Genomic DNA, 23,122 nt, shown 5'->3' with positions numbered 1-23,122 from the left:
ATGCAAAAGGCCCTGCCCGCGTCCCGGAGCGGGCGCGGACAGGGCCGGCAAAACCGCGGTCCCGCCACGGGCCGGGAACGCGGTCCAGGGCGTCAGCGCGGCATCTTGCTTTGCTGCCCCGGCGCATGGCCTTGCTGCTGGCGATCCTTGTCGACCTGCTGGCCAGGCTGGCCGGATTGTTGCCCCGGCTGCTTGCGGTCCTTGGGATCCTCCTGGGCCTGCTGTTTCTGGGGCTGCTTCTGCTGATCGGGCTGGTTCTGAGTGGACATTGCAAATCTCCTGGTAAGCGGACACACTCCGCTGGACTACCAAGAGCAACCCGCGTGCCCAAACCCGCGCCGGGCAATGGCCGGCGGCACGGATGTGGGGACGGAGGAGATCGCGGGCGGAATCGGTAAAGGCCGGATCCGCCCGGTAAATTCTGCGCTGCCGCCGCCGCCCTACTGGGCGGTCACGTGGCGGGCGCGGCGCGCCGGGGCGGCATCCTGCTTGACGTCTTCGTACACGTCCAGCCACGACGAGGCATACGGCGTGGGCGCGGCCATGGCGTCGCCGCGGTCGCGCTGCGTGCGCAGGCGCATCATCAGCTCGTCCAGCGGCATCGGGCGGCCCAGCGCGAAACCTTGTCCGTAGCGGCAGCCCGCGGCGCGCAGCGCGGGAATGTCCGCCATGTTCTCGACCCCTTCCGCCACTACGCGGCGGCCGAGCCGGTTCGCCAGTTCGGCGGCGGTGCGCAGCACTTCGAACGCCACGGCGCTGCGGCGCATGCGGGTGACGAAGTACTGGTCGATCTTCACTTCGGACAATGGAATGGCGGACAGCAGTTTCAAGGATGCGTGCCCGGTGCCGAAATCGTCCAGGCTGACCTCGCAGCCGGCGTTCTCCAGTTTCAGGAGCGAGGCCCGCAGCACGTCCAGTTCGCGGATGGGCTGGTCCTCGGTCAGTTCCACGCGCACCAGGGACGCCGGCAATTCCGCGGCGTGGATGCGCCCGAGCAGGAAGTCCACCGCGCGTTCGTCCGACAGCGTGGACGCGGGCGCGTTGATGGCGACGGGCACCGCGATGCCGGCGCGCCGCAAGCCGAGCAGCATGTCGATCACCCGCAGGCAGACGCGTTCGAAAAGGATGCTGTCCAGGCCCAGCCGGTTGACGGCGGGGATGAATTCGCCGGGCATGATGATGCCCAGCCGGGGATGCTGCCAGCGCGCCAGCGCCTCGGCGGATACGATCCTGCCGGTCAGCAGGTCCACCTGCGGCTGCAACAGCATGCGCAGGCCATCCTTGCCTGTAATCATGGCGGCGATCTCGTCGTCGCTTGCCACCGAGCTTGCGGAAGCCTCGTGATTCGACATCATGCCGACCCTCCTTGAGCGCCTCTGGGCAGAGCCTGCGCTGTCCGGGCGCAGAAAAGGCACATTGGACGTGAGCATTCCCAGCTATAAGGTTTTTTGTATGCGATTTCGCGCAATTGTTCCAGGCAAATTTGCGGGTTTGACGCGGTAAAGTCACACAGATGTAACCATGCGTATTGGCCCCCGCGCAACAGGGGAATATCCGGCCCCGTGGACGGACCGCATCGCGACGTCTTGTCGACATGGTAGGGTTTGCGTCTTCCGCCCGCCGGGCGCTTTTCTGCCGTTCTCTTTCCGCGTGACGAATCTGCTTTCCCGCTGGCGCGCCTCCGCGCGCCACGTCCTGTGGCTGGACGCCCTGCAAGCCGCCGCCATCAGCGCGGCGCCGGTCATCCTGGCGGCGCTGGCGCACGAGCCCCGCCTGGGCTGGACCGCCATCGCCGCGTTCTGGGCCTGCTTCGGCGATCCCGGCGGGCCGCTGCGCCAGCGCGCCGGCGCCATGCTCGCGCTGGGCCTGATCGGCGCGCTCTTCTGCTTCCTGGCCAGCGCCAGCGCCGGTCATCTTTGGTTGCTATTGCCCCTGACCTTTCTGTGCTGCACTTTCGGCGGCCTGTTGCGCGTGCTGGGGCCGGCCGCCGCCATCGTCGGCACCTTGCTGTCGGCCGGCTTCGTCGTCGCGGCCGAACTTCCCGCGCCCACGCTCGCGGACAGCCTGTCCTATACCCTGTTCTTCCTCGCGGGCGCGGTCTGGGCCATCCTGATGACGGCCCTGGTCTGGCGGCGCCGCCCCTGGAAGGACGCGACGCTCGCCGTCGCGCATTGCTACCGGGGCCTGGCGGACTTCGCCGCGGCGCTGGCCCATCTGTACTCGGGCCTTGCGCCCGCCGCCGGCCCCCAGGCCTGGAGCGCCGTCACGCGGCCGCGGCGCAGCGCCCAGCGCGCCGCCCTGGAAGCCGCCCGGGCGCGCATCCGCGAAGTGCAGGACAGCCGCCCTTCCCGCCGCGCCCGCGCGCACCAGTTGCTGTACCTGCTGGACAGCGCGGAAGACAGCTTCATCGCCCTGGTGGCGGCGGCCGACCTGCTGGAATCGAACGCGCCGCGCTGGCTCGGCCGCGGCGCGGGCGCGCATCTGTCGCAAGCGCTGCACCGCTATGCCGCCGTGTGCAACGCCATCGCCAGCACGTCCGACGTCAACGATGCCCGCCAGGCCGAATGCCTGCGCGAACGCCTGGCGCACTACGGCGCGGGCCTGCGCGAACTGCGCGGCAGCGCCCTGGCCCACGCGCCCGACCTCGCCAGCATGGCCCCGGTGCTGGACCGCCTGCAGCAGACCGCGCAGTCCGTCGCGCAATCGTTGTTCGACCATGGCGGCGCGCCCGCCGCGCCCGCCCGCGACCGCCTGGCGGAAAACCGCGCGCGCGGCGCCTGGCGCAGCCTGCGCCAGAACCTGCGCTTCGAGTCCGACGCCTTCCGCCACGCCTTGCGGGTGGGCGTCGGCGCCACCATCGCCGTCGCGCTGTCGAAGACCTTTGCCGTCAACCACGGCTACTGGATGTCCCTGACGCTGGTCTTCATCCTGCAACCCTACTTCGCCACCACCTGGCAGCGCACCCTGGAGCGCGTCGCCGGCAGCGTGGCCGGCGCCATCGGCGCGTCCCTGCTGGGCCTGTTGCTCAGCACGCCCTTGTCCGTGGCGCTGGCGGTGCTGCCGATCGCCCTGGGCACCTTCGCCGCCCGCACCATCCACTATGCGCTGTTCACCTTCTTCCTGACGTCCCAGTTCGTGCTGGTCAGCCACATCCAGCAGCCGGAGATCTACGAGCCCACGCTGGCCGCGCTGCGCGCCTTCAACAGCGTGCTGGGCGGCATCCTGGCGCTGCTGGTGGGCGTTCTGGTCTGGCCCGAGAAAGAGCCCCGCCAACTGGCCGGGGCGCTGGCGCGCGCGCTGGAGCGCCACGCCGACTATGCGCGGGCCCTGATCCTGCGCAAGGCCGGCGGCGGCGCGGCCCAGGACGTCGTGGCGCTGCGCCGCGAGGCCTGCCTGTCGGCCGACAACGCCGAGGCGTCCCTCCAGCGGCTGCAACAGAATCCGGTGCACCGGGACCGCAACGTCGATACGGCGGTCGGCCTGCTCAACGCCATGCGGCGCATCACCGCGGCCGGCACGGTGCTGGAGATCCAGCCGCCGCTGTCCGCGGACACGCCCGAGGCGGCCGCGCTGCGCGACTACGGGCAGGTCTTGGCGGGCGCGCTGCATCCGCGGGCGCCGACGCCCGCGCCCGGCCCGCGCCAACTGGCGCTGCCCGCGGCCATCGGCCAGGCCAGCCCCGACCTGGCCGGCCCCCTGGACCGCATCGCGCAGCAGGCGCGCCAGATCCGGCAACTGCGCGAGCGCGTGGAACGCGCGCCGCCCGCGCAATAAGCCCCGCGTTTGCGCCGTGTCCGGGAAACTGGCGGGCGCTTGACGCGAATCAATAGCCATCCTTGGCGGACGCGCAACCATATGGGTATCGGACGTTAAACCAAGGAGGCCTCCATGTATCGTCGCATTTCCGTCCACCTCGACCACGGGTTCGATTGCAAGCGCCGCACCGACGCCGCGCTGGTCCTGGCCAAGCGCCACAAGGCCGAACTGGTCGGCATCTACGCCAACGCCGCGCCGCCGCAGTACTACTACGGCGAATCCGTGCTGATGTCCCGCGCCACTTCCGTCATGAAGGAATTGCAGACGCAAAGCCGCGACGCGGTGCAGACCGGCTTCCTCGCGGCCGCGGCGGCGGCCGACGTGCCGGCCGTGGTGCGCGCGGGCGATTCCTCGCCCAGCGCGACCGTCGCCCTGCTGGGGCGCACCAGCGACCTGATCATCGTCAGCCAGGAAAACCGCCAGGACGTCGAGGCCGCCCACGAAATCGAGTTCGTCGAACAAACGCTGCTGACGGCCGGCCGCCCGGTGCTGGCGCTGCCGTCCAGCGGGGACTTCCCCGTCATCGGCGACCGCGTGCTGTGCTGCTGGGACGGCAGCCGCGAAGCCGCCCGCGCGCTGGCCGACGCCGCGCCCATCCTGCGGCTGGCCTCGAGCATGATCGTGCTGACCATGGACGAAGGCGAATCCAACGGCAAGGCCGAGGCGCCCTTCGAAGACCTGGTCACCTACTGCGTGGCCCAGGGCATGCCGGCCCCCGAGCACGTGCAGCGCGACATCAAGGGCGTCGGCGTGGGCAGCACCATCCTGAATGCCGCCGCGGACTACAGCGCGGACCTGCTCGTCATGGGCGCGTACGGCCACAGCAAGTTCCGCCAGTGGGCGCTGGGCGGCGCCACCGCGTCCATCCTGAAGAGCATGACCGTCCCGGTCATGTTCTCCCACTAGCGATCAGGCCGCCGCGCTCCGGGCGGCGCCCGCCGCCACCGGCGTCAGCACCGGCCTGCCGGCGAAATGCGCGCCGGCATTGTCCAGGAACAGCGCGACGGTGGCGTCCACGGCTTCCGGGGAACGGCCCGCGCTGTGCGGGGTCAGCACCACGTTGTCGAGCTGCCTGAGCGCTTCCGGAATGGACGGTTCGCCGTCCACCACGTCCAGCCCGGCGCCGGCTATGCGGCCTTCGGCCAGCGCCGCGATCAGGGCCTGCGTGTCGACCACGCTGCCGCGCGCAATATTTACCAGGTAGCCGCCGGGCCCCAGCGCTTCCAGCACCTCGGCGTCCACCAGATGCCGCGTGGCCGCGCCGCCCGGCGTGGCCACCACCAGGAAATCCGACGCGGCCGCCAGCGCCCGGGGGCTGTCGAAATAGGCGTAGCCGGTTTCGGGCCGGGCGCGCCGGCTGAAATAGCCCACCGGCATGCCGAAGCCGTTGGCGCCGCGCCTGGCGATCTCCAGGCCGATGGTGCCCAGGCCCAGGATGCCCAGGCGCTTGCCCGTGACCTGCGGCCCCATGAAACCATTCCAGTGGCCCTGGCGCACCCACGCGTCGGCCTGCGGCAGGCGGCGCGCGGCGCCCAGCAGCAGCGCCATCGCGTGGTCCGCCACCGATACCGCGTTGGCGCCGGGGCCGTTGGTCACCACGATGCCGCGCGCGGCCGCCGCGGCGAGATCGATGTTCTCGTACCCCACGCCCAGCGAACAGACCATCTCCAGCCTGGGCAGCGCCGCCATCTCGTCGGCGTGAAAGCCGGTGGCGCCGCGCGTGAGCACGATGCGGATCTCGCCGGCGTGCTCGCGGATCGCGCGGGCCCGCGATTCGGCGGTCGGCGCGTAAAGGGCGCGGAAACCGCGCGACTCGAAAACAGGCAGGTAGTCCTGCACGCTTTCGATCAGGACTAGCAGGGGTATGGTCATGTCGGGAATGCCGCGGATGGCGAGGCTTTGCGCGAAAACCCGGGCATCTTACGCCTCGCCACCCGCGCGCGCCACCCGCCGGCTCCGGAACCGGCCGGCAGCGCGCGGACCCTGCCCCGGGGCCCCCGCGGGGACGCAGGGCCGTTACAAGCGTCCCGTCAGCAGCATCACGATCAGCACGATCAGCAGGATGCCCAGGATGCCGCTGGGGTAGTAGCCCCAGCCCCGGCTGTGCGGCCAGGCGGGCACGGCGCCCACGAGCAGCAGGATGAGAATGATCAGCAGAATGGTCGACATGGCGGCTCCTCGTCTTTATCGATTCGAGTTCTTGGATGGCGGGCGGACATCACTTCCCTGGCGGCGTGATTTCCTTGATCGGCGGGGAAAGCGGGGGCAGATCGACGTCCGGTTCGTCGGTGTCCGGATCCACCGGCAGATCGCCGGGCGGCGAGCCTGGCGGAATCGGATCGGGCTTGGGTGGAACGTGCAGGTAAAGAGTGGGTTGCATGACGGCCTCCTGTAGGAATCCCAGCCGTCTGCAGCAAGTCCCGTTCCCGGCGGCGCGGCCGGGAACGCCGGATGCTGGTGGCGGCGGGGCCGCCCGTGCCCGCCGGAGACCGGATGAAAACTTCACGCCCCACCCAACCCGCGCCCTCCGCCTCCGAAGAGGCGGGGCTGGTCTATGTGGACGACACCCGGAAGGGGTATGCCCGGCTGCGGCTCAACGGCCATGCGTTTGCCTATCTGGACACGCGCGGCCGGCGCATCCGCGACGCCCGCGAAATCGCGCGCCTCGATGCCCTGGCCATCCCGCCCGCCTACGAAGCGGTGTGGATCTGCCCTTCCCCGCGCGGGCATCTGCAGGCCACCGGGCGCGACGCCCGCGGCCGCAAGCAGTACCGCTACCACCCCGACTGGACGGCGGTGCGCGACTCCGACAAATACCAGAGCCTGGCGGCCTTCGGCCTGGCGCTGCCGCGCATCCGGCGGCGGGCCGACCGCGACCTGCGCGCGCCCGGCCTGTCGCAGGACAAGGTGATCGCCGTGCTGGTGCGGCTGCTGGAAGCCACGCTCATCCGCATCGGCGCGCGCGAATACGCCCGCAGCAACAAGTCCTACGGGCTGACCACGCTCAAGCGCCGCCATGCCAGCGTGGCGGGGAGCCGGATCCGTTTCCGGTTCCAGGGCAAGAGCGGCGTGGCGCACGACGTCACCATGGCCGACCGCCGCCTGGCCCGCGTCATCAAGCGCTGCCTGGACATTCCCGGCCAGCAGTTGTTCCAGTACCTGGACGACGAAGGCGGCAGCCATCCCGTGGACTCCGGCGCCGTCAACGCCTATCTGCGCAGTGCCGGGGCGGAAGACTTCACGGCCAAGCACTACCGCACCTGGGCGGGCTCGGTGCTGGCCTACGCCGCGCTCCAGGCCCGTCCCGCGGAGGACGAGGACCAGGCCCGCAAAACGGTGGCCGACGTCATCCGGCAGGTGGCGCAGCGGCTGGCCAACACGCCCGCGGTCTGCCGGGCCTGCTATGTGCACCCCGCCATCCTGGACGCCTATCTGGCCGGCCGCCTGCCGGCGCGATCGCCCGCCCCGCCCGGCCCCCGGGGACTGCAAGCGGACGAACGCCGCCTGCTCGCGTTCCTGCGGGACTCGCCCGGCCCTGCCTGCGCGCGGGCATCCGGGAACGGCGGAGACGGCCGGTCAAAGAATCGATGAGCGCGCGTTCTTGGCGCGCGGCTGCGGCGCCGAGCCGTCCGCCCAGTTCGATTCGGTGCGGTTGTCGGCCACGGCCCGCTTGTCGCGCGCGGCCTCGTCCGGCGTCGAGGCCCCTGGTTTATCCGGTATGCGCGGCACATCGACGGGGCCGCGCGGCGGCAGTATCTTAGCGTTGTCTTCCGGCTGCTTGCGGGCGCGGGCGGACTTGGCTTCTCGGGAGGGTGCGGATGCGGGTTTCATGCGTATCTCCAATCGGGATCCGGTCTTCCATCCTACGGCGCCCCTGCATTCGAAAAAACCTTCCGCAAGGCCAAATTGCAAGCGGATGTGCCCGCTGCCGCCGGGCGCGCCGATTGCTGGGCGGCACGGCGGCTCACAAGGAGATGCAATGCGAGACCCAAATTTCGAGCAATGTGTGCAAGCCTGCTACGAATGCGCCATCGCCTGCGATGTGTGCGCCGCCATATGCCTGGAAGACGAGCCCGCGCGCATGAAGCGTTGCATCGGCCTTTGCACCGATTGCGCGGCGGTCTGCCGGCTGTGCGCCGCGATGCTGGCGCGCAACGGCGAATTCTCCACCGCGCTGTGCACTTTATGCGCGCTCGTCTGCGATGCCTGCGCGCGCGAATGCTCGCCGCATGGGGCGCAGCACTGCCAGATTTGCGCGGGCGCCTGCCTGGGCTGCACACTGGCATGCCGCGACATGCTCGAGCGCTGATGCCCGATCCCACCGCGCGGCCGTCCGGGCCGGTCCGCGCGGGCCTGTTTCCAGCCCGACCGTCAGGAGCTTTCGATGGCCACTACGAACACCCCCCTGCCTTCCGACTTCCCCGAGAACGGCCCGGACAACGGCGGCGCGCGGCGCCGCGCGCGGCACCCGGAATCCTGGATCGACGAACTGGAAGCCACGCTCAACGACAAGGAAGCCACGGACCTGGAAGCGCTCAGGTCGCGGCTGTCGGACCAACTGCGGGCCACGCGGCGCAGCCTGCGCGACGCCTCGGACAACGCCAGCGACCTGATGCGCGAAACCCTGGACTGCACCGAGGAATACATCCACGCGCGGCCGTGGCAGGCAATCGGGCTCGTCGCCGGCGCGGCCTTCCTGTTCGGGGTCGTGGTGGGCCGCCAGTAAGGCCGCGGGCCCGTCCCGGCATTCCCGCGTCCGCCGCGGTCCCGCGGCGCGCCGGGCATGCGCCTTGCTGGGGCTGGGCTTCCCTATCGACTGGAGCCGGCCATGGCGCGTACCATCTGGAAAGGCGCGATCTCGTTCGGCCTGGTGCACGTGCCTATCGTGGTCCATCCCGCGACCCGGCCGCACCGGCTGGATTTCGACTGGATAGACCGCCGCGACGACGCGCCCGTCGGGTATCAGCGCATCAACAAGCGCACCGGCAAGGTCATTGCCTCGGAAGACATCGTCAAGGGATACGAGTACGAAAAAGGCGAGTACGTCTACATGAACGACGAGGACTTCAAGCGCGCCAACGTCGCCGCCACCCAGACCGTGGAGATCCAGGGCTTCGTGGACGCCGCGGAAGTCCCCATCTATTACTACGACACGCCCTACTACCTGGCGCCCGACCGCCGCGGCGAAAAAGGCTATGCCTTGCTGCGCGAAGTGCTGCGGCAGGCCGGCAGGCTGGGCCTGGCGCGCGTGGTCCTGCACACCCGCCAGTACCTGTGCGCGCTGCTGCCGCAGGGAGACGCCCTGATGCTGATCACGCTGCGCTACGCCGACGAAATCCTGTCCGCGGACGAACTGGACCTGCCCGGCGGCAAGGCCGCCGCCCCGCCCGCGCGCGAACGCGACATGGCCATGCGGCTGGTGGACGACATGACCGGCCCCTGGGACCCGGAAGCGTACCGGGACGACTACCGCGAAGACCTGCTGGAGGCCATCGGCAGGAAGATCAAGGCCGGCAAGACCCACGCGCTGACCGAGCCCGGCGAAAAACCGCCCCGTGAATCCGCCAAGGTGATCGACCTGATGTCCCTGCTCAAGCAGAGTATCGAACAGCGCGGATCCGCCCGGAAACCGCCCGCCCCGAAGGCCGCCGCCAAGAAGCGGACGGCAGCCAAAAAGGCTCCCGCTCGCAAGTCCGGCGCGGCGGCCAGGCGCAAGGCCGCATGAGGAAAGCCCATGAGCGAACCGCTAGCCCAGTACCGCAGGAAACGCGACTTTACCGGCACCCGCGAACCCGCGGGCAAGGCCCTCCAGGCGCGCGCCGGGAGCCCGCTGTCCTTCGTGGTCCAGCGCCATCAGGCCCGCGCCCTGCACTATGACTTCAGGCTGGAGCTCGACGGGGTGCTGGTGAGCTGGGCGGTGCCCAAGGGCCCCAGCCGCGATCCCGACGTGAAGCGCCTGGCGATCAAAGTGGAGGATCATCCGGTCGAATACGGCAAGTTCGAAGGCGACATTCCCAAGGGCCACTACGGCGCGGGGCACGTGGACATCTGGGACAGCGGAACCTGGACGCCGGACGGCGATCCGCGGCGGGGGCTGGCCAGCGGCCATTTGCGCTTCACCCTGCGCGGCGGCACGCTCCAGGGCGCCTGGGCGCTGCTGCGGCTGGGCAAGGACGACAAGCAATGGCTGCTGCGCAAGCTGGACGACGAGGCCGCGGTGGAAGGCGATGACGCCGAAGCCTCGCCAGGCCGCCGCAAGCCGGCTTCCGCGAAGGCGGCCTCCGCGAAGGCCGCCAAGACGACCACCAAGGCCGCCGCGTCCGCCAGGCCCGCCCCGGCGGGCCGCCGCGCGTCCCTGCCGGCGGCCCTGGCGCCGCAACTGGCCACGCTGGTGGACGCGCCGCCCCAGGGCCCCGGCTGGTCCTATGAAGTCAAGTACGACGGCTATCGCATCCTGTGCCGCTTCCAGCACGGGCGCGCGCGCCTGGTCAGCCGCAGCGGCAAGGACTGGACGGAACGCATGGCGCCCCTGGCGGACGCCTTGAGCGCGCTGGACCTGCCCGACGGCTGGATGGACGGCGAGGTGGTCTGCCTGGACGAACGCGGCCTTTCCGATTTCCAGTTGCTGCAAAACGCGCTGGACGGTCGCACCGGGGACCTGTCCTTCATGGCGTTCGACTTGCCGTACTGGGACGGCGCCGACCTGCGGCGCCTGCCGCTGTCCGAGCGGCAATCGCGCCTGGAAGCGGTGCTGGCCGCCCTGCCCGAGGGCGGCCCCTTGCTGATGACGCAGCGCCTGGAAGTGGCCGACGGCACGGAAGGCCGCGCGGCCTGGGCCGAAGCCTGCCGCCTGAGCCTGGAGGGGCTGATCTGCAAGCGCCTGGACGCGCCTTACGTGGCGGGCCGCGGCACGGCCTGGCTGAAACTCAAATGCCGGCCGCGGCAGGAATACGTCATCGGCGGGTATACCTCGCCCAGCGGGTCGCGCGCGCATTTCGGGGCGCTGCTGGTGGGCCTGCGCAAAGACGGAAAGCTGGCGTACGCGGGCCGGGTCGGCACGGGCTTTACCGCCGCCACCCTCGCGTCGCTGCACAAGAAGCTGCGCGCGCTCGAAACCGCGGCCAGCCCCTTCGGCGGCGAATTGCCGGGCCCCGGCCGCTACGGGCGCGGCCCCGGCGCGGTCCATTGGGTCCAGCCCGAACTGGTGGCGGAAATCCGCTACGCCAGCCTCACGCAGGACGGGCTGCTGCGCCAGGCGTCGTTCGTCGGCCTGCGCGAAGACAAGCCGGCGGACGAAGTCAGCGGCGAAAACACGGCCGATCCTCCCGCGCCCTCCGGCGCTCGGGGCGACAGGGTCGGCAACACGCTGATCACGCATCCGCGACGCGTGATCATGCATGACCCGGACACCAGCAAGCTCGACCTCGCGCGCTACTACGAGGCCGCCGGCCCCTTGATCCTGCCCCACCTGCAAGGCCGGCGCATTGCGCTGCTGCGCTGCCCGGACGGCACCGACGCCACCTGCTTTTTCCAGAAGCACATCGGCGGCGAACTGCCCGACGGCCTGGAACGCGACGGCGAGCACCTGCTGATCCGGTCGATCGAGGGGGTATTGGCCATGGCGCAGCGCGGCGTCATCGAATTCCATACCTGGGGAGCGAAAGAACCCCGTCCCGACGAGCCCGACCGCATCACGATCGACCTGGATCCCGGCCCGGACGTGCCCTGGAAGGCGGTCGCCGAAGGCGCGCAACTGGCCCGCGGACTGATGGAGGAAATCGGCCTCGCGCCCTTTCTCAAAACCACGGGCGGCAAGGGCCTGCACCTGGTCGCGCCGATCCGCCCGACCCAGTCCTGGGACACCGTCAAGGGCCTGGCGCACGCGCTGGCGAACGAACTGGCGCGCGTCATCCCGGAGCGCTTCACCTCGAATATGTCCAAGGTCCGCCGGCAGGGACGCATCTTCGTGGACTACCTGCGCAACGGCAATGGCGCCACGGCCATCGCCGCGTACTCGGCTCGCGCGCGGGCGGGCGCTCCGGTTTCCATGCCGGTCGGGTGGGACGTCCTCGAACCGGGCCGCGATCTGCGCGGCGCCGCCTACAACATCCGCAACGCGGTGGCGGCCGCGCGGGAGCTGGGCGACCCGTGGCGCGGCTACGAGGCGGCGCGCAAGACGGTGGGCCCGCGCATGCTGAAGAAACTGGGCCTCTAGGCACGCCGTTTGCTCGGATTGCCGCAAGGCGCCCGCCGCGCCTGCCGACCAGGAGATCCGCATGAGCAAACCCACCCACGACGCCACGGGCGCCCGCCCGCATCCCGTTCCGCCCATGCCCGCCCAGCATCTGGAAAAGCCGGGCGAGGAAGCCGACATGGCCCTCAAGCCCCAATACCAGGCGCCGGCCTACCGCGGCAGCGGCAAGCTCGAAGGCATGGCGGCCATCGTCACGGGCGGCGACTCCGGCATCGGCCGCGCCGTCAGCGTGCTCTTCGCGCGCGAAGGCGCGGACGTGGCCGTGGTCTATCTGAACGAACACGAAGACGCCGAAGACACCCGCCGCGCCGTGACGCGGGAGGGCCGCCGCTGCGTGCTGATCGCGGGCGACGTACAGGATCCGGCCTTTTGCGCGAGCGCGGTGGAACAGGCCATGCAGGCCTTCGGCAAACTCGACATCCTGGTGAACAACGCCGCCTACCAGCAGCACACCGATACGCTGCCCGAAATCAGCGACGACAAATGGGACAAGACCCTGCGCACCAACATCACCGCCTATTTCTACATGGCGCGCTCGGCCCTGCCGCATTTGAAGGCCGGTTCCTCCATCATCAACACCGGATCCGTCACGGGCCTGCGCGGCAGCGCCAGGCTGCTGGATTATTCCTCCACCAAGGGCGCCATCCACGCCTTCACGCGGTCGCTGGCGGCCAACCTCGCCGGCCAGGGCGTGCGCGTGAACGCGGTGGCGCCCGGTCCGGTCTGGACGCCGCTGAATCCCGCCGACCAGAGCCCGGAGGCCATCAAGGAATTCGGCAGGCACACCGACCTGGGCAGGCCCGCGCAGCCGGAGGAGATCTCGCCCGCCTACGTGTTCCTGGCCTCGCCGGCCTGCGCCAGCTACATCACCGGCATCGTGCTGCCCATCACGGGAAGCGCGGGCGACTGAGACGCGCCGGCCTACTTGGCCGCCGGGGCGATCGAGGCGGGCGCCTCGCGCGAAGCGGGCGACACCGCCGGCGCTTCGCCCTTCACCGGCGGCTGGATCCGGTCCGCGCCCGCGGGCGCGGGCGCGTCGCGCTGGAGCGCGCGGCCCATGGCAAGGTGCTCGGCCACCCCCGGCAACGACCGGACGGCGAAATCGCGAACCTCCGGATCCTCCGACTGCCGGGCCGCCGTCTCGTACAGGCGATTGGCCATCACGTGCGCATCCACCGCGGCCTTTTCGACGTAGACGAGGTCGAAGTCCGCGCCGGTCCGGTTGCGCAGTTCTTCCAGCGTGCGCCGGTCGGGCGCGCCCGGCTGGTCGGGCAGCGTGACCTGCTTGCGCAGGGCCAGCGCCTTCAGGTCCCCATTCATGGCGCGGTGCTGCTCGCGCACCTTGGCCGCGTAGGCCTTCACCTTGCTGCTCTCCGCCCGCTGCTGCGCCAGTTCCGCGGCTTCCACCTCGAACGTCCCGGAACCGGCCGCCGCCTGCAGGAAACGCGCATCCGCTTCGGCCAGGCCCTGCGCGCGCGCCGCGCCCAACGCGCCGGACAGCGCAAGCACCAAGGCCGCCGCCCCGCGCATCCATGTGGTTTTCCTCATGCTGGTCTCCTTCGCTGGTCTCCTTGGCGCCCCGGGCCTCTCAACCGGCCATCGACGGCGCATCCACCCGCCGCGGCGGCATCAAGGGATCGAAGTCTTCCCACTTTCCGTTCAGCCAGCGGCCCTGCGCCCGTTCGATGTCCTGGCCGCCGGCTTCGCTCAGCACTTTCCTCGCCGCCGCGTCGCGGTCCGGAGACACGTGCAGGGCCAGCATGACGCCGGCCTGGCGCAGATCGGGATGCACATCCGGAGCCGGCGGCACGCCGGGCCGCCCGCGGCGGCCTCTGCCGACCACCCACAGGGCGCCCGCGAGCGCGCCCAGGTAGGCGCCCACGCCGGCGGCGGCGATCACGATCAGTATCGAGGCCGCCAGGCGCGCCGCGATCAGCCCGCCCAGCAGCGCGAACAACAGGCCCAGCGCCGAGGCGCCCGCCACGGCGCCGAAGTGCCCGCCCTTGGAATCGGGATCGGCCACGCGGTCGCCGCCGATGGGAAAGCGCGCGTGTTCGCCCGCCGTATTGATGTAGAAGGTATGGATATCGTCTTCGGTAAACCCTTCCGTGCAGAGTTTGCGAGCTGCCACGGCGGCTTCGTCGAAGGTGTCGAATCGGGCTGCGACGATCAAGGACATAGGGGTCTCCCGGGCATGAATGGCATGGTGGAAACCGCAGCAACTGCCGTGCCCGTCGCGGGCACGCGGATTGCTGGAGCGGATGACGGCGATTGCGAGGACACCGACATGGACATGCCCGGCGACAACGACGACTTTTCCGTACCGCAGGGCGAATCGGCGCTTGCCGCGCCCGCGAACGCGCGCGCCCTGTCGGCCCTGGACTGGGCCGCGCTGATCGCCATCGTGGCCGGCGGCCTGAACTGCGGCCTGATCGCCGCCGTGGACCTGGACGTCTTCGCGACCATACTGCCGTCCGCCATCGCCATCCGCGCCGTCTACGGATTGATCGGCCTGGCCGCGCTGCGTTGCGTGGTGCTGCTCTTCCGCCTCGGCGACGGGGCGGACTAGGGGCCACGCGCAAAAGCGCCTTGCGCGAGCCCCGGGGCCCGCCTACTTCCCTTCCGGGCGCTTGCCCGGATACTGCCCGCCCTCTTCGTATTCCGGCCCCTTGTCGTTGGGTTTCTTGTCCGAGCCGCGCTCGGGGTGCGGCGGCGGTTTGCCGAAACCCGGCTTGTCCGCCCCGAATTGTCCGCTGCGGCGCGCGGCCTCGCTCTCGTCCCGCGGGGTATTGGCCTGGGGCTTGGCCGGATCCCGCTGCGCCCGCGGCTGTCCGGTGTCGCGTTTCCTGTCGGTGTTCATGGTTGTTTCTCCATTGAGCGGATGGCGCCTGCGCCCGACGCAAGCCGCGTGCCCGCCCGCGCCGGGAATGCGGCTTGCTTGGCTGGCTCCAGGTCCGCCGCAAGCCGGACCCTCACCCCAAAGGAGTCAACCATGAATCTGTCCAGAGCCGTTCTCCCCGCCGTGGCCCTCGGCCTTTCCGCCCTGGCCTTCCAGGCCCCCGCGCAGACCGCGCCAGGCACCGGCGCCACCGCCGTGCGCAGCAACGAACAGATCGACGATCAATACAAGCTCGACAAGAAACGCTGCGATGCGATGAAGGGCAACCAGAAGGACGTCTGCCAGGAACAGGCCGAGGCCACTCGCGACAAGGCCCGCGCCGACGCCAAGGCGGGCAAGGAAAAGGCCGAGGCCACCCATGACGCCGCCAAGACGCGCAACGAGGCGGACTACAAGGTCGGCAAGGAAAAGTGCGACGCCATGTCGGGCAATGCCAAGGACGCCTGCCTCGCGGACCTGAAGACGCGGCACGGCAAGTAAGCCTAGGGCCTGGACGGGCGTTCCGTCCGGGCCGCGGGTTCGCCCGGCAGCGCATAGCCTGCCGCGGCGTATTCCTCCAGGCGGTTGTACAAGGTCTTGGGACTGATGCCCAGCATCGCGGCCGTCTGCTTCTTCACGCCGTTGCAGCGTTCGAGCGTGGCCAGGATCAGCCGCCGGTCGGCCTCCGCCAGTGTTTCGCCCACCGGCACGCTCACCTGCCCGCTGCGCGCCGCGCCGGCCGGAGACACCTGCGGCACCAGCATGTCCGCGCCCAGCACGTCGCCGTCGGCCATGATGAAGGCGCGCCGCACGAAGTTCTTCAATTCCCGCACATTGCCCGGCCACGCATATTGCTTGAGCACCGCCAGCGCGCTGGGCGAAAAGTCCTTGTCCTTGCCGGCCTCGCGATTCTGCGCTTCGAGGAAGCGCCGCGCCAGCAGCAGGATGTCGTCGCCGCGCTCGCGCAGCGGCGGCAGTTCGACGGGAAAAACGCTCAGGCGGTAATAGAGGTCCTCGCGCAGCTTGCCCTCCTGGACCGCCTGCTCGGGGTTGCGGTTGGTCGCGGCCACGATGCGGATATCGCAGGCGATCTCCCGGTTGGTGCCCACCCGCATGAACTGGCCGGTCTCGAGCACCCGCAGCAGCTTCACCTGCAGGTCCAGCGGCATCTCGGTGACTTCGTCCAGGAACAGGGTGCCGCCATCGGCGCGCTCGAAATAGCCTTTGTGCTGGCGATCGGCCCCGGTGAAGCTGCCGCGCTCGTGGCCGAACATCTCGCTTTCGATCAGGTTGGGCGAAATGGCGCCGCAGTTCACCGCGATGAACGGCCGCTGCCGCCGTGCGCTGAGTTCGTGGATGGCATGCGCCGCCAGTTCCTTGCCGGTGCCGCTTTCGCCGATCACCAGGGTGGTGACATTGGTGGGCGCCACGCGCCCGAGCTGGCGGTAGAGTTCGAGCATGCGCCCGGACGCGCCGTACATTTTGCCGAAACGCCCCGGTTCCTCGAACGGCATGCCGGGCAGGTCGCCGCCCGCGCCGGCCACGATGCGCGCGAGGATATCGTTCAGGCGGTCCATGCAGATGGGCTTGACGAGATAGTCCGTGGCGCCCAGCCTCAGTGCCTGCACGGCATTGTCCACCGTCCCGTGCCCGGTCATCACCACCACTTCCGCGCTGGCGGCGGCCGCGTTCTTGAAGATGTCCATGCCGCTGCCCTCGGGCAGGCGGACGTCGGTCAGGACCAGATCGGGCGCCTGCCGTTCGAGCTGGATCAGCGCATCCTTGACGCTCGCCGCCAAGGCCACGGAAAAACCACTGTCGCGGCCGATCTCGGCCAGCGTCTCGCGTATCGCGGCATCATCGTCGACGATCAGCAGATGAGGCATTCCCTTCTCCGTGTTGCTCAAGCCATCTTCGAGGATAGCCACTCTGCGCGCGGGAAAGGTGAACATTCGATACTTTCCAACAATGTTTTCGAATGCTTGCAACTGGTCGCATATGGCGCCGCCCTCGCCCTCTACGATGCACCTAATGCTACGGCCCGCGGCCGGGCCAAGGAATCAGCATGGCAAACCGCAGCACCAGTACCGCGCGCGAGGCCGCGCCCGCGCCCGCGTCCGCCGCCGTCCTCATGGACGCCGCCGGCCTGTCCCCCGCAATGCAAAAGCTGGGCGCCCAGTTGCGGCTGGCGGCGGCGGCCGACGCCAGCGTCTTCATCGTGGGCGAAAGCGGAACCGGCAAGGAAATCGTCGCGCGCGCCATCCACGAGACGAGCGATCGCCGCGACCAGCCCTTCGTGGCCGTGAACTGCGGCGCGATCAGCGGCACGCTGGCCCACGCCGAACTGTTCGGCCACGAAAAAGGCAGCTTCACCGGCGCGGTGGCGCAAAACGCAGGCTATTTCGAATACGCCAGCGGCGGCACCCTGTTCCTGGACGAGGTCACCGAAATGCCGCCGGACATGCAGGTCCATTTCCTGCGCGTGCTGGAAACCGGCACGTACCAGCGCGTGGGCGGGTCCGACCTGCTGCGCGCCAATGTCCGCGTCATCTGCGCCAGCAACCGCGATCCGTCCGTGTCGGTCGCCGACGGCCGCTTGCGGCAGGACTTCCTCCACCGGCTGCTCGTCATTCCGCTGCGCGTGCCGCCGCTGCGCGAACGCGAGGGCGACGCGCTGATCCTGGCGCACCGGTTCCTGGATACCCTGAACCGCGAAAACGGCACGCGCAAGACGTTCGCGCCGCGCATGCTGGAGGCCATCGCCCTGCATGACTGGCCCGGCAACGTCCGCGAACTGCGCAACGCGGTGCAGCGCGCGTACATCCTGGCGGACGCCGCGCTCGACACCGACGTGCTGGCCCGCGCGCGCGGACAGGAGGGGGAAATGCGCGAGGGCTCCTTGAATTTCCCCGTCGGCATGCCGCTGGGACGGGCGCAGCGCGAGTTCATCCTGGCCACGCTGGCCCACCACGCCGGCGACAAGCGCCTGGCCGCCGAAACCCTGGGCGTCAGCCTGAAGACCCTGTACAACCGGCTGGACGCCTACGGCAGGGAAACCTCGGACGCCGCGGGCGCCTGAGCAATTCTTACCTTGCGCTTGTAATACCGGCGCGGCGCGGCGGGCGCCGGCCGCGCCCGCGCCCGCCGGACGGCCTGGCACGATCTTTGCATGTATATCCAAAGTGAGCCGCCAGCCGGCGGCCTCGTCCGGAGACTCGATTGGGCTACCCTACGCAAGAATTGCGCCTGCGCCAGCAGATGACGCTGGCGCCCCGCCTGCAGCAGTCCGTCAAGTTGCTGCAAATGTCCGCCCTGGAATTCACGACCGCGGTGGAACAGGCGCTGGCCACCAACCCCTTTCTCGAGGATGCCGACGAACAGGACGCCGATTCGCCGGCCGCCGCTCCGCCTTCCATCGCGGAGACCCGCTCCGGCCCTGACGACATCCCGCCCGAGGCGCCGGCGCCCGCGGCCGACGCCGATCTTCCCCCGCCCGACGCGCCCGCCTACTCGGGCGATTACCCCACGCGGGCCCATGGCGATGGAACCGCGGACCAGGCCCAGTGGGTCTGCGCCGCGCTGTCGATGCGCCAGCGGCTTTCGCTGGAATTGGGCAATTACCATCTGAAGCCGCGCGACCGCCTGCTGGCCGAATTCATCATCGACGCCCTGGACGACGACGGCTACCTGCGCACGCCGCTGTCCGGCCTGTGCGACGCGGCCCGCCCCGAGTTCGATCCGGCCCCCGAAGAAGCCGAGTGGATGGCCGCCCTGCGCCTCGTGCAGCAACTGGACGCGCCGGGCCTGGCAGCTCGCGACCTGGCCGAATGCCTGTCGCTGCAACTGGCGGCCTCGGGCGGCGCCCGGCCCGAGATCCGGGCGCTGGCGTCACGCATCGCGCGGGACCATCTGCCGCGGCTGGCGAAAAACGATAGCGCCGGGCTGCGGCGCCTGCTGGACTGCACCGAAGACGCGCTGCGCGACGCCTGCGCGCTGATCCGCAGCCTCGACCCCAAGCCGGGCGGCCGCTACAGCGCCGACGCGCCCGCGTATGTGATTCCCGACGTGTTCGTGGACAAGTGGCAGGCGCGCTGGCGCGTGCTGCCCAACCGCCACGCTATGCCCCAGGCCCGGCTGCACCAGACCTACGCGGACCTGTTCCGGCGCGCGCGGCTGGACGACCGCAGCCCCATGGCGCAGGAACTGCAGGAAGCCCGCTGGCTGGTCCGCAACGTCGAGCAGCGCTACACCACCATCCAGCGCGTGGCCGAGGCCATCGTCAAGCGCCAGCAGACCTTTTTCGAATACGGCGACGTGGCCTTGCGGCCTTTGATGCTGCGCGAGGTGGCCGACGACCTCGACATGCACGAGTCCACCGTGTCCCGCGCAACCGTGGGCAAGTACATGGTGACGCCGCGCGGCGTCTTCGAATTCCGGCATTTCTTTTCGCGCGAACTGGCCACCGAATCGGGCGGCTCATGCTCCGCCACGGCGGTGCGCGCGCTGATCAGGGAAATGGTCGACGCCGAGGATCCCGCGATGCCGCTGTCCGACGTGGCGCTGACGCAGCAGCTCGCGGCCAGCGGCATCCTGCTGGCGCGCCGCACGGTATCCAAGTACCGCGGCCAATTGCGGGTGCCGCCCGCCGAACTGCGGCGGCAGCACTAGCGGCCGCGCCGCGCGGCGTCCAGGCGGCGCCTGGCCCTGGGGCCCATCAGTCCGGTTCGCCGGGTTCCGCTTCCAGCATCCGCTGGACGCGCTCGCCCAGGGCGTCGAGCGAAAACGGCTTGACGATCAGTTCCATGCCCTGTTCCAGGAAGTTCCGGTCGCGCGCGGCATTCCCGGCATAGCCCGTCATCATCAGCACTTTCAATCCCGGATAGGCCGCCCGCGCCGCGTCGGCCAGTTGCCGGCCGTTCAGCCCGGGCAGGCCCACGTCCGTCAGCAGCAGGTCGATGTCCCGCGTGGACAGCACCAGTTCCAGCCCCGCTTCGCCATCGGCCGCGGTCAGCACCTGCACGCCCCGCTCCGCCAGGCATTCGTGGACCATGTCGCGCACGTTCGCGTCGTCTTCGACCACGACCACCAGCGCCTGGCGCATCAGGTCGGGCACCGGCTCCACGGGCGGATCCCGCCTCGGCGCGCGCTCCGGGGCGCCTTCGTGGCGCGGCAGGAACAACCTCACCGTGGTGCCCACGCCGAGCGAACTCTCCAGCGTCGCCACGCCGCCGGCCTGCTTGGCGAATCCGTAGATCATGGACAGCCCCAGGCCCGTTCCCTCGCCCAGCGGCTTGGTGGTGTAGAACGGATCGAAGGCATGGGCCAGCACGTCGGGCGTCATGCCGCAGCCCACGTCCGACACCGACACTTCGACGAACGGCCCCGGAGGCAGGTCCGACGCCTGCCGCAGCGGCGGTTCGTCCGCCAGGGCGTTCCGCGCGGCGACGGTCAGCACCCCGCCTTGCGGCATGGCGTCGCGCGCGTTGATCACCAGGTTCAGCATGGCGTTTTCGAACTGGTTCTTGTCGCAGCGCACGGTCCACAGGCCGGGCTCCAGGTCGAAGGCCAGGCGCACGCGCTCGCCGGTATAGCGGCGGAACAGGTCGGCCATGGATTGCAGTGCCGAAGCCACGCTGAACGGCTTCGGGTCGATGGGCTGGCGGCGCGAGAAGGTCAGCAGGCGCTGGGTCAGGTGCGCCGCCCGGTTCGCCGAATCCATCGCCACCGCCACGAAGCGCAGCGCCTGCTCGGGCGAGCCCGCGCCCAGTTTGCGTTCGATCAGGTACAGGGCGCCGGTGATGCCCTGAAGCATGTTGTTGAAGTCGTGCGCGATGCCGCCGGTCAGGCGGCCCACCGCCTCCATCTTCTGGGACTGGCGCAAGGCGTTCTCGGTTTCGCGCAAGGCTTGGGCCTGTACCTTCAGGTCGGTGTCGTCCCGGCCCGTCATGTACAGGTTGTCCTGGGACGAGGACATGCTCCAGGTGATCCAGCAATAGCCGCCGCCGCGCATGAGCACGCGGTTCTCAAGGTGGCGCACCGCCTGCTGCGGTTCGCCGCCGGCCGTCCGGCCCCAGGCCGCCAGCGTCGTCGCCTGGTCGTCCGGGTGGATCAATTCCGACAGGCCCATGGACAGGAACTGTTCGGGGCTCCATCCGAGGATGGTCCGCACCGCCGGATTGACGCTCAAGAAGCGCCCCTGCCGGTCCACGACGGCCAGCAGTTCCGGGGACAGGCGCCAGATGCGGTCGCGTTCGGCGATAGCGTCCTCGACGCGCTGCTCCAGGATGCGCGCGTACTGCGACCGCTCGACGGCGTCGCACAGGCGCTCGGCCACTTCCTCGATGAAAGCGATGTCTCCGGGCCTGAGCCGGCTGCCGGCCTGCGGCCGCGCCAGCAGGGCGCCGCCATGCCTGCCCCAGCGGCGCATCGGCACCACGATCGCCCAGGGGCGGATATCGCCGTCCGCCTCCGCCAGCAAGGGTTGCAGATAGGCCGTGCGCCCGTTGCCCAGCGCGGTGTAGTACTCGTCGCCCAGTTGCCCCAGCGCCAGGGGCTCCCGGCTGTCGCGGTCCGCGCCGGACCGCCAGCACGTCGACAGGACGGGCGGCGCGTCTCCGCCGGCCCAGTCCAGCACGGCAACCAGTCCCAGCGCCAGGAGCTGGCCCAGGCCCTCGCAGGCCGCCTGCTCGATCGACACTTGCAGGTGCAGTTCGCGCATGCGGTCGCCCAGCGCCAGCAGGAAGTTCTTGCGGTGCTGGCCTTCCCACAATTCGGTTTCCGCGGTCTTGCGCGCGGTCACGTCGAGAAAGAGCGCCATGATGCGCTCCGCGCCGTCCTTGCGCACCCGGGCTTCGTACCAGGCCTCCTTGGGCGCCGGGACGGCGAATTCGAACTGGGTGGGCTCGCCGGTGTCCACGACGCGGGCGAAGGCGTCCATGATCTGTCCGGGCACGCCCGGAATCATCTCGCGCAGCGTATGCCCCAGCGTGTCCCCTTCCTTCATGCCGCTTTGCCGCTCGAAGGCCGGGTTGACCTCCAGGAACCGGAAATCGACGATGCGGCCGTCCGCGTCGCGCAAGGCTTCGCTGAGGAAGAAGGCTTCCTGCATGCCCTCGAACATGGCGCGCCACCGCTCGCCGCTTTGCCGCAGCGCCAGCTCGGTCAGGTGGCGCTCGATGGCCAGGGCGGCGCTGCGCGTCACCAGCGCGATCGCGTCGATGTCATGCGCGGACGGGGAACGGACGGTGCCGTAGTAGTTGGAAAACACCCCCAGCAGCCGGCCGTCGGGCGCCTTGATCGGCGTGGACCAGCAGGAGCGCAGGCCGTTCGCCAGCGCCAGGTCGCGCCAGCGCGTCCAGCCGGGACTGGACGCGATGTCTTCCACGTATACCGGGCACCCGCTATAGGCCGCGGCGCCCCAGGACGCCACGGACGGCCCGATGGGCGCCCGGTCCACCGCCGCGTTGTAGACCTCCGGCAGGCTGGGCGCCGCGCCGTGCAGCAGATAGGCTCCGCTTTCGTCCACCAGGGCGATCGAAGTCCGCAGTTCGACGCTGGACTGCGCCTCGATGGCGTGCAGCACGTGTTCGAGCACCTGCGCCAGCGGCACGCCGGCGGCGATGCGCTCCAACATGATGCGCTCGTCCTCCAGACGGGCAAGCGTGTCCGTCCAGGGAAGCGCGACTCGGTCTTGCTTTGTCAGCATCTCGGCCCCCTCACCAGAACGACTGTATTGCGGGGGCCGGCGCACTGCCGAAACGCTAGGTAACGCGACGCAACGTTTCCCGCCAGCCGCGGGGCGCCGCGCCGGTCAGCCGCCGATATCGGACGCTTCCTGCTCCAGCCGCAACGCGTTCAGCGCCTCCGGCTTGTCGACCAGCACGCATTGTTTGCCGGTGCGGGCGCAGTGGTCCTTCACGCGCCAGTAGGCCCCGTGGCTGACGCAGCCGGTCTGGCAGATCACCAGGTCCGCCTCGACCAGGCTGGCCTCCAGCGCATCGCCGTCCGCGTCGCCGCCGCCGCTGTGGCCCAGGTATCGCCCGCCGGCCATTTCGACCACTTTGCGCGTCAGGGCGAGGGCCATGGCGTCCTCTCCCACGCACAGCACCGATTTGCGCCGCAGCGCGATCGCCACCGGCGCGGCGGGCCGCGCGGCCGGCGCCGCGGCGGGCGCT

At 70.1% G+C, this 23,122-nt stretch carries 24 protein-coding genes; 12 read left to right on the top strand and 12 right to left on the bottom strand.

The window, feature by feature from the left end; translation table 11 throughout:
- Positions 1-92 precede the first annotated feature (92 nt).
- Together AVE30378_RS32645 and AVE30378_RS26625 are read right to left on the bottom strand one after the other, a co-directional pair.
- Complete coding sequence (locus AVE30378_RS32645) at positions 93-269, bottom strand: hypothetical protein (RefSeq protein ID WP_165360311.1); 177 nt, start codon at positions 267-269, stop codon at positions 93-95.
- A 171-nt stretch (positions 270-440) separates the two neighbouring features.
- A complete protein-coding gene (locus AVE30378_RS26625; RefSeq protein WP_129245273.1) occupies positions 441-1,355 on the bottom strand; it encodes an EAL domain-containing protein in 915 nt (304 codons plus the stop codon).
- 295 nt (positions 1,356-1,650) lie between these two features.
- Here AVE30378_RS26625 and AVE30378_RS26620 point away from each other — a divergent pair, with 295 nt between their 5' ends.
- Positions 1,651-3,774: an FUSC family protein gene (locus AVE30378_RS26620; RefSeq protein ID WP_244235154.1), complete on the top strand. Its 2,124-nt coding sequence runs from the start codon at positions 1,651-1,653 to the stop codon at positions 3,772-3,774.
- 114 nt (positions 3,775-3,888) lie between these two features.
- Positions 3,889-4,722: a universal stress protein gene (locus AVE30378_RS26615; protein ID WP_129245269.1), complete on the top strand. Its 834-nt coding sequence runs from the start codon at positions 3,889-3,891 to the stop codon at positions 4,720-4,722.
- Between the two features lie 3 nt (positions 4,723-4,725).
- Here the strand turns inward: AVE30378_RS26615 and AVE30378_RS26610 are convergent, their stop codons facing one another.
- The 3 genes from AVE30378_RS26610 to AVE30378_RS32640 form a co-directional block, all read right to left on the bottom strand.
- On the bottom strand, positions 4,726-5,688 hold the full coding sequence (locus tag AVE30378_RS26610; protein ID WP_129245268.1) for a 2-hydroxyacid dehydrogenase: 963 nt from the start codon (positions 5,686-5,688) through the stop codon (positions 4,726-4,728).
- 144 nt (positions 5,689-5,832) lie between these two features.
- Complete coding sequence (locus AVE30378_RS26605; protein ID WP_013393887.1) at positions 5,833-5,985, bottom strand: DUF3309 family protein; 153 nt, start codon at positions 5,983-5,985, stop codon at positions 5,833-5,835.
- Positions 5,986-6,034: 49 nt separating this feature from the next.
- On the bottom strand, positions 6,035-6,196 hold the full coding sequence (locus tag AVE30378_RS32640; RefSeq protein ID WP_165360310.1) for a hypothetical protein: 162 nt from the start codon (positions 6,194-6,196) through the stop codon (positions 6,035-6,037).
- A gap of 113 nt (positions 6,197-6,309) precedes the next feature.
- On the opposite strand from AVE30378_RS32640, the gene AVE30378_RS26600 reads away from it, so the two are divergent.
- Complete coding sequence (locus tag AVE30378_RS26600) at positions 6,310-7,407, top strand: DNA topoisomerase IB (protein WP_129245266.1); 1,098 nt, start codon at positions 6,310-6,312, stop codon at positions 7,405-7,407.
- Here AVE30378_RS26600 and AVE30378_RS26595 read toward each other — a convergent pair.
- Positions 7,393-7,647 (bottom strand): hypothetical protein, encoded by a 255-nt coding sequence (locus AVE30378_RS26595; RefSeq protein ID WP_129245264.1) that lies wholly within the window; start codon positions 7,645-7,647, stop codon positions 7,393-7,395. The two genes, AVE30378_RS26600 and AVE30378_RS26595, sit on opposite strands and share 15 nt — an antisense overlap.
- Positions 7,648-7,795: 148 nt before the next feature.
- On the opposite strand from AVE30378_RS26595, the gene AVE30378_RS26590 reads away from it, so the two are divergent.
- From AVE30378_RS26590 to AVE30378_RS26570, 5 genes are all read left to right on the top strand, one after another.
- The gene (locus tag AVE30378_RS26590) at positions 7,796-8,125 is read left to right on the top strand and encodes a four-helix bundle copper-binding protein (RefSeq protein WP_129245262.1); all 330 of its coding nucleotides are present in this window, start codon (positions 7,796-7,798) and stop codon (positions 8,123-8,125) included.
- A 75-nt stretch (positions 8,126-8,200) separates the two neighbouring features.
- Positions 8,201-8,542 (top strand): ElaB/YgaM/YqjD family protein, encoded by a 342-nt coding sequence (locus AVE30378_RS26585; RefSeq protein WP_129245260.1) that lies wholly within the window; start codon positions 8,201-8,203, stop codon positions 8,540-8,542.
- 102 nt (positions 8,543-8,644) lie between these two features.
- Positions 8,645-9,541, top strand: a complete 897-nt coding sequence (gene ku / locus AVE30378_RS26580; RefSeq protein WP_129245258.1) for a non-homologous end joining protein Ku — start codon at positions 8,645-8,647, stop codon at positions 9,539-9,541.
- Positions 9,542-9,550: 9 nt separating this feature from the next.
- The gene (gene ligD / locus AVE30378_RS26575; RefSeq protein WP_129245256.1) at positions 9,551-12,031 is read left to right on the top strand and encodes a DNA ligase D; all 2,481 of its coding nucleotides are present in this window, start codon (positions 9,551-9,553) and stop codon (positions 12,029-12,031) included.
- Between the two features lie 61 nt (positions 12,032-12,092).
- Positions 12,093-12,980: an SDR family oxidoreductase gene (locus AVE30378_RS26570; protein WP_129245254.1), complete on the top strand. Its 888-nt coding sequence runs from the start codon at positions 12,093-12,095 to the stop codon at positions 12,978-12,980.
- 11 nt (positions 12,981-12,991) lie between these two features.
- Here AVE30378_RS26570 and AVE30378_RS26565 read toward each other — a convergent pair whose 3' ends face one another.
- Together AVE30378_RS26565 and AVE30378_RS26560 are read right to left on the bottom strand one after the other, a co-directional pair.
- On the bottom strand, positions 12,992-13,618 hold the full coding sequence (locus AVE30378_RS26565; RefSeq protein ID WP_129245252.1) for a DUF4142 domain-containing protein: 627 nt from the start codon (positions 13,616-13,618) through the stop codon (positions 12,992-12,994).
- A gap of 40 nt (positions 13,619-13,658) precedes the next feature.
- Positions 13,659-14,249 (bottom strand): hypothetical protein, encoded by a 591-nt coding sequence (locus AVE30378_RS26560; protein ID WP_129245250.1) that lies wholly within the window; start codon positions 14,247-14,249, stop codon positions 13,659-13,661.
- A gap of 24 nt (positions 14,250-14,273) precedes the next feature.
- Here AVE30378_RS26560 and AVE30378_RS26555 point away from each other — a divergent pair, with 24 nt between their 5' ends.
- Entirely contained in the window at positions 14,274-14,639 is a 366-nt protein-coding gene (locus AVE30378_RS26555) for a DUF378 domain-containing protein (RefSeq protein ID WP_244235153.1), read from the top strand.
- Positions 14,640-14,681: 42 nt separating this feature from the next.
- On the opposite strand, the gene AVE30378_RS26550 is transcribed toward AVE30378_RS26555, so the two are convergent.
- Positions 14,682-14,930, bottom strand: coding sequence for a hypothetical protein (locus tag AVE30378_RS26550; protein ID WP_129245248.1), 249 nt, complete (start codon positions 14,928-14,930; stop codon positions 14,682-14,684).
- Between the two features lie 132 nt (positions 14,931-15,062).
- Between AVE30378_RS26550 and AVE30378_RS26545 the strand changes: the two genes are divergently transcribed.
- A complete protein-coding gene (locus AVE30378_RS26545) occupies positions 15,063-15,449 on the top strand; it encodes a hypothetical protein (protein WP_129245246.1) in 387 nt (128 codons plus the stop codon).
- 2 nt (positions 15,450-15,451) lie between these two features.
- Here AVE30378_RS26545 and AVE30378_RS26540 read toward each other — a convergent pair whose 3' ends face one another.
- Entirely contained in the window at positions 15,452-16,834 is a 1,383-nt protein-coding gene (locus tag AVE30378_RS26540; RefSeq protein ID WP_129245244.1) for a sigma-54-dependent transcriptional regulator, read from the bottom strand.
- 179 nt (positions 16,835-17,013) lie between these two features.
- Between AVE30378_RS26540 and AVE30378_RS26535 the strand changes: the two genes are divergently transcribed.
- Positions 17,014-18,027: a sigma-54 interaction domain-containing protein gene (locus AVE30378_RS26535; protein WP_129245242.1), complete on the top strand. Its 1,014-nt coding sequence runs from the start codon at positions 17,014-17,016 to the stop codon at positions 18,025-18,027.
- 179 nt (positions 18,028-18,206) lie between these two features.
- Positions 18,207-19,616 (top strand): RNA polymerase factor sigma-54, encoded by a 1,410-nt coding sequence (locus AVE30378_RS26530; protein WP_244235157.1) that lies wholly within the window; start codon positions 18,207-18,209, stop codon positions 19,614-19,616.
- A 46-nt stretch (positions 19,617-19,662) separates the two neighbouring features.
- Here AVE30378_RS26530 and AVE30378_RS26525 read toward each other — a convergent pair whose 3' ends face one another.
- A complete protein-coding gene (locus AVE30378_RS26525; RefSeq protein WP_129245238.1) occupies positions 19,663-22,653 on the bottom strand; it encodes a PAS domain-containing protein in 2,991 nt (996 codons plus the stop codon).
- A 105-nt stretch (positions 22,654-22,758) separates the two neighbouring features.
- The coding region (locus AVE30378_RS26520; protein ID WP_244235152.1) for a DUF2325 domain-containing protein at positions 22,759-23,122 on the bottom strand (364 nt) is incomplete at its 5' end.

It is taken from the genome of Achromobacter veterisilvae (assembly GCF_900496975.1).
Taxonomy (GTDB): domain Bacteria; phylum Pseudomonadota; class Gammaproteobacteria; order Burkholderiales; family Burkholderiaceae_B; genus Achromobacter; species Achromobacter veterisilvae.
The sequence above is the reverse complement of the archived record's forward strand: the minus strand, read 5'-3'. Positions and strand labels throughout refer to the sequence as shown.

Bases quoted from the DNA above. Each gene is read 5' to 3' on its own strand.
- AVE30378_RS32645 (WP_165360311.1), bottom strand. From the start codon at position 269: ATGTCCACTCAGAACCAGCCCGATCAGCAGAAGCAGCCCCAGAAACAG.
- AVE30378_RS26625 (WP_129245273.1), bottom strand. From the start codon at position 1,355: ATGATGTCGAATCACGAGGCTTCCGCAAGCTCGGTGGCAAGCGACGAC.
- AVE30378_RS26615 (WP_129245269.1), top strand. From the start codon at position 3,889: ATGTATCGTCGCATTTCCGTCCACCTCGACCACGGGTTCGATTGCAAG.
- AVE30378_RS26610 (WP_129245268.1), bottom strand. From the start codon at position 5,688: ATGACCATACCCCTGCTAGTCCTGATCGAAAGCGTGCAGGACTACCTG.
- AVE30378_RS26605 (WP_013393887.1), bottom strand. From the start codon at position 5,985: ATGTCGACCATTCTGCTGATCATTCTCATCCTGCTGCTCGTGGGCGCC.
- AVE30378_RS32640 (WP_165360310.1), bottom strand. From the start codon at position 6,196: ATGCAACCCACTCTTTACCTGCACGTTCCACCCAAGCCCGATCCGATT.
- AVE30378_RS26600 (WP_129245266.1), top strand. From the start codon at position 6,310: ATGAAAACTTCACGCCCCACCCAACCCGCGCCCTCCGCCTCCGAAGAG.
- AVE30378_RS26595 (WP_129245264.1), bottom strand. From the start codon at position 7,647: ATGAAACCCGCATCCGCACCCTCCCGAGAAGCCAAGTCCGCCCGCGCC.
- AVE30378_RS26590 (WP_129245262.1), top strand. From the start codon at position 7,796: ATGCGAGACCCAAATTTCGAGCAATGTGTGCAAGCCTGCTACGAATGC.
- AVE30378_RS26585 (WP_129245260.1), top strand. From the start codon at position 8,201: ATGGCCACTACGAACACCCCCCTGCCTTCCGACTTCCCCGAGAACGGC.
- ku (WP_129245258.1), top strand. From the start codon at position 8,645: ATGGCGCGTACCATCTGGAAAGGCGCGATCTCGTTCGGCCTGGTGCAC.
- ligD (WP_129245256.1), top strand. From the start codon at position 9,551: ATGAGCGAACCGCTAGCCCAGTACCGCAGGAAACGCGACTTTACCGGC.
- AVE30378_RS26570 (WP_129245254.1), top strand. From the start codon at position 12,093: ATGAGCAAACCCACCCACGACGCCACGGGCGCCCGCCCGCATCCCGTT.
- AVE30378_RS26565 (WP_129245252.1), bottom strand. From the start codon at position 13,618: ATGAGGAAAACCACATGGATGCGCGGGGCGGCGGCCTTGGTGCTTGCG.
- AVE30378_RS26560 (WP_129245250.1), bottom strand. From the start codon at position 14,249: ATGTCCTTGATCGTCGCAGCCCGATTCGACACCTTCGACGAAGCCGCC.
- AVE30378_RS26555 (WP_244235153.1), top strand. From the start codon at position 14,274: ATGGTGGAAACCGCAGCAACTGCCGTGCCCGTCGCGGGCACGCGGATT.
- AVE30378_RS26550 (WP_129245248.1), bottom strand. From the start codon at position 14,930: ATGAACACCGACAGGAAACGCGACACCGGACAGCCGCGGGCGCAGCGG.
- AVE30378_RS26545 (WP_129245246.1), top strand. From the start codon at position 15,063: ATGAATCTGTCCAGAGCCGTTCTCCCCGCCGTGGCCCTCGGCCTTTCC.
- AVE30378_RS26540 (WP_129245244.1), bottom strand. From the start codon at position 16,834: ATGCCTCATCTGCTGATCGTCGACGATGATGCCGCGATACGCGAGACG.
- AVE30378_RS26535 (WP_129245242.1), top strand. From the start codon at position 17,014: ATGGCAAACCGCAGCACCAGTACCGCGCGCGAGGCCGCGCCCGCGCCC.
- AVE30378_RS26530 (WP_244235157.1), top strand. From the start codon at position 18,207: ATGACGCTGGCGCCCCGCCTGCAGCAGTCCGTCAAGTTGCTGCAAATG.
- AVE30378_RS26525 (WP_129245238.1), bottom strand. From the start codon at position 22,653: ATGCTGACAAAGCAAGACCGAGTCGCGCTTCCCTGGACGGACACGCTT.